Source organism: Chitinophaga sp., assembly GCF_036569185.1.
GTDB lineage: Bacteria > Bacteroidota > Bacteroidia > Chitinophagales > Chitinophagaceae > Chitinophaga.
In genome coordinates this window covers 1-2,881 of record NZ_DATCRD010000350.1, presented here as the reverse complement: position 1 = coordinate 2,881, position 2,881 = coordinate 1, and the positions used below count along the sequence as shown (strand labels likewise).

Sequence of the window (2,881 nt, the reverse complement as noted above, 5' to 3'; positions counted from 1 at the left end):
GCTTTACTTCCGGAGGCGTGGTGGTGCCGGAAGCTACTACATATACAGTAGCCTCGAACCATTTAAACGCCCATACCATACCGGTGAAAGCAATGACAAGCGCTATTAGCATGGCGTAAAAGCCCAGTACATTATGCAGATCGTAATTAACCCTTTTGAAACCGGCTTTCCATTTAATTTTGAAGCTTTTGTCGCGGTTGGCTTTATTCCATTTCTTCGGCCACCACATGATCAGCCCGGTGATGAGCAGGATCACAAAAATAAAGGTGCTCCAACCTACAATGGGTTGCCCGTACTTATCGTTCAGCAACAGGCTCCAGTGTATGCTTTTTACCACAGAAAAGAAATTATGCTTGTAATCCAGTCGCCCTGTCACCTCACCGGTATAGGGATTGATCATTACAGATTCATAATACTCCACAGCGCCGAAGTAAGTGAGCGCCGTATCGTTGCCTTTGTAGGCCATAAATTCCCAGGCCTGGTCCGGCTGCCGGTAAGTGGTGATGGAAAATAATGGTTTATTGGGCCCAAGTGCGGCCTCAGCGGTCTTTTTCAACTCGCTTACAGGATGTAAGGGGCTTTTTTCCGGGGTAACATATAGTATTTTACGGTAATAAAAATCGTTCACTTCTTTCTGAAAAACAAACAAACAGCCGGTAATGCTTACAATAAGCACAATAATGCCTGCTCCCAGGCCCAGCCAGAGATGCAGTTTGTCCACAACTATCCTGAACAGCGATTTAGGCTGCTTCTTCTTTAACTTATCCGTCCGTTTAAACATACTAAAGCCACCGGTAGATATCGTACCGGAGGTACAAAAATCGAATCAAATGAGCATAAAAAAGGATCGGATCGGGAAATTCTTTTACGCAAAACGGAATCAGCGGGCATAAAAAAACCTCCACCGGATACCGGTGGAGGCTGGATAATTATGTTTAAGCGGATGCTTACTTATATTTTGGATTGTACAGTGAACTTTCCTGCACTTTTACTTCCGGTTTGCCCTTGTATCTGTGTGCATAAAGTCCGTAGCTAACTCCCAGGATAAAGGCTACCAGACAAAACAACTGCACATAAAAGAGCCAGCGGGAACGGGAAACCTTGTCTATAGTGATGTCGTACTTGTTTTCTACTGTATTCTGTTCCATAATCAGTTTATTTCCGGTGCAAACCTACATAATGATTTTGAAAATTTCGAATTTTCATGCTGGTAATTTTGGGAGATAAAAAATTTTCCGGGAGATAGATCGCCGTTGATCAGATCAGTTCAGAAAAATGTTTATGACCCAGGAAGTAGTAACGCCAGATCATAATACCGTGAAACACGCCATTCATTTTCATCAGCTTCATTTCCGGCAGATCATCTTTCTTCACATATTTCCTGCGCCAGCGATAATAATCCTTATAAGCGCGGTAAATAGCCGCCATATCCTTTGGCTTTCCTGCCACCAGGCTTTTTACGCCCGCCAGTATGTCCAGGAAAAACCGCTGCACCAGTACTATCCAGCGGTCTTCACTATGCAGGTTTTTCCACAGCATCATGAGGTTGTTCCTGAAGTTCAGGTACAGCTTGCGGGGATTTCCCTGGGGCAGGCTGCCGCCACCCACATGAAACACCCTGGAATCAGGACAGTAGCAAATGCGGTAACCCGCCCGCTGTAAGCGCCAGCAAAGATCCACTTCTTCCATATGCGCAAAAAAATCGCGATCAAAGCCCCCTACCTGGTGATAACAGGCCGAACGGATAAACAAGGCTGCCCCGGTTGCCCAGAAAATATCCTGTACATCATCATACTGCCCGTTGTCTTTCTCGGTGGTATACAGGATCCGTCCCCGGCAAAAAGTATAACCCAGGATATCCATCCACCCGCCGGCGGCGCCTGCGTACTCAAATTCCTCCGGATCCTTGTAAGCCCTCATTTTAGGCTGGCAGGCAGCTATCCGCTTGTCCTGTTCCATCAGGGCCACCACCGGCTCTATCCAGCCCGGCTCCACCTCCACATCCTGGTTCAGCAACACGTAAATATCGGCCTGCACATGCTGCAACGCATCGTTATACCCTCCGGCAAACCCATCGTTATGCGGGTTCCGGATGATCCGGATCTGCGGGTAATGGGCCGTCACAAAAGCCACGCTGTCGTCTGTAGAGGCATTGTCGGCCAGCACCAGCTGCAGGTTACCATAGGTAGAACGGCACACAGACGGCAGGAACTTCTCCAGAAAAGATCTCCCATTCCAATTTAAAATAACAACTGCTACTGATGGCAATACGGACAATGGATATTACGTTTATGCGTGAACAATTATTTTTGAGATGCAAATATGCAACAAACGATCCTAATATTTGCGAATCATTACAGAATGAGGTAAGCCGAATAAGGCTTAAATTAGAAGTATGTTTAAACAGTATATCGGTTGGAAGTTTGTACTGGCCTCCATAGCAGTGCTGATCATTGGCACCACTATCTGGTTTGTAAGTAATTTATCCCGCAATATTCAGGAAGAAGAAAGAAAAAAAGTGGCCACCTGGGTGGAAGCCAACCGCGAGCTCCTGCGGGCTGGGTCTGAAGCCAACCTGAACCTTGCAGTTGACATTGTGACCAACAACACTACCATCCCGCTGATCCTGACCGACGAAACGGGTAAGATCCTGGACAGCCGCAATCTCGACTCCCTGCGCATTATGCAGGACCCCAACTTCCTCCGTAACGAACTACAGGCCTTTAAAAAGCAACACCCGCCCTTCATTATGGAAGTGGATTCCAGGCAAAAAATGTATAACTATATCTACTACGGCGATTCGCTGATCCTCCGGCAAATCCGTTACTATCCATACATCCAGCTGATAGTGGTGACCCTTTTTATCGCTATTGTGCTCTTT

General features: G+C 46.7%; 3 protein-coding genes and 1 pseudogene. 1 reads left to right on the top strand and 3 read right to left on the bottom strand.

Features of this window, described 5'->3' with window-relative positions; translation table 11 throughout:
• The 3 genes from VIM72_RS26665 to VIM72_RS26655 form a co-directional block, all read right to left on the bottom strand.
• Positions 1–781: PepSY-associated TM helix domain-containing protein (locus tag VIM72_RS26665; protein WP_332005862.1), on the bottom strand; the 781-nt coding region annotated here is incomplete at its 3' end.
• A gap of 166 nt (positions 782–947) precedes the next feature.
• The gene (locus VIM72_RS26660) at positions 948–1,148 is read right to left on the bottom strand and encodes a hypothetical protein (RefSeq protein ID WP_142686372.1); all 201 of its coding nucleotides are present in this window, start codon (positions 1,146–1,148) and stop codon (positions 948–950) included.
• Positions 1,149–1,257: 109 nt separating this feature from the next.
• The gene (locus tag VIM72_RS26655) at positions 1,258–2,277 is read right to left on the bottom strand and encodes a glycosyltransferase family 2 protein (protein WP_332005861.1); all 1,020 of its coding nucleotides are present in this window, start codon (positions 2,275–2,277) and stop codon (positions 1,258–1,260) included.
• A gap of 118 nt (positions 2,278–2,395) precedes the next feature.
• Between VIM72_RS26655 and VIM72_RS26650 the strand changes: the two are divergent.
• A pseudogene (locus VIM72_RS26650) lies at positions 2,396–2,881 on the top strand (sensor histidine kinase); the annotation flags it as partial.